Annotated in this window: 2 pseudogenes; one reads left to right on the top strand and one right to left on the bottom strand. The window is 56.1% G+C overall.

The features are described 5' to 3' along the window. Positions 1 to 82: 82 nt before the first annotated feature. A pseudogene (locus QN413_RS27070) lies at positions 83 to 190 on the top strand (oxidoreductase); the annotation flags it as partial. Between the two features lie 298 nt (positions 191 to 488). Here the strand turns inward: QN413_RS27070 and QN413_RS27065 are convergent. After that, positions 489 to 743: pseudogene (locus tag QN413_RS27065) on the bottom strand (hypothetical protein); the annotation flags it as partial.

Raw genomic sequence — 743 nt, 5'->3', positions numbered from 1 at the left:
GGACTGGCTTGCCAATCAGCCACAGCAAGCCAATTCATGAACTCGGCTATGGGGTACGGATTCCGGGGGCAAGGTCAGAACACCCGATCACAGGGATCTCTACCTGACACCCAAAGAGCAGGCTAAGAACGACCAGTTCACACCCTGCTGTTCACGGTCCAAATCCCGTGTTCTCGTGCTCGACCTTTGAGTCGAGAAAGCCGAAGCGCAAAAGCCTGAAGTTGACTGATGCAGCTCTTGGTCCATGGGCGGCAGCAGGGCACCGACGCGGTGCTCGATCTAGAGACAGGCACGCTCTGCGAGGAGCGGCACTTCGTCGAATCGCCGCGCTACGGTAAGCAGCTGGCGAAGTCATCTTGGCGTCACCGGCTTTGGAGCTCAGACCTGCTGGTCGCCAGAGTGGCCCTTAAGACACCTACGCTGATGTCTTGCTAAGCGATCAGACGCTGCAACTAATTTCCGAGAGATTAGAGTAAAAAAGCGTCGAATTACTTCGGATCAGGAGTCTGCTTGCCACCAGTCGAATCGGCAGGCATCGAATTCTTGTCCATCGGCGTTTTGCTCATCCTGTCCTTTGACATTTTGTCTTTGGCCATGCTGCCGTTGGACATCTTGTCGTTGCTCATCGGCTCCTTGCTCATGTTGTCTTTGCGCATTGGCTGACCATTGGGCATGCTGCCGCCCGAGGTACCGCCATCGCTGGAGCCACTACTGGTTGAGGAGCCGCCATTAAGGCCCCCACC

Origin of the sequence: Variovorax sp. LG9.2 (genome assembly GCF_035018885.1) — a bacterium.
Taxonomy (GTDB): domain Bacteria; phylum Pseudomonadota; class Gammaproteobacteria; order Burkholderiales; family Burkholderiaceae_C; genus Variovorax.
The sequence above is the reverse complement of the archived record's forward strand: the minus strand, read 5'-3'. Positions and strand labels throughout refer to the sequence as shown.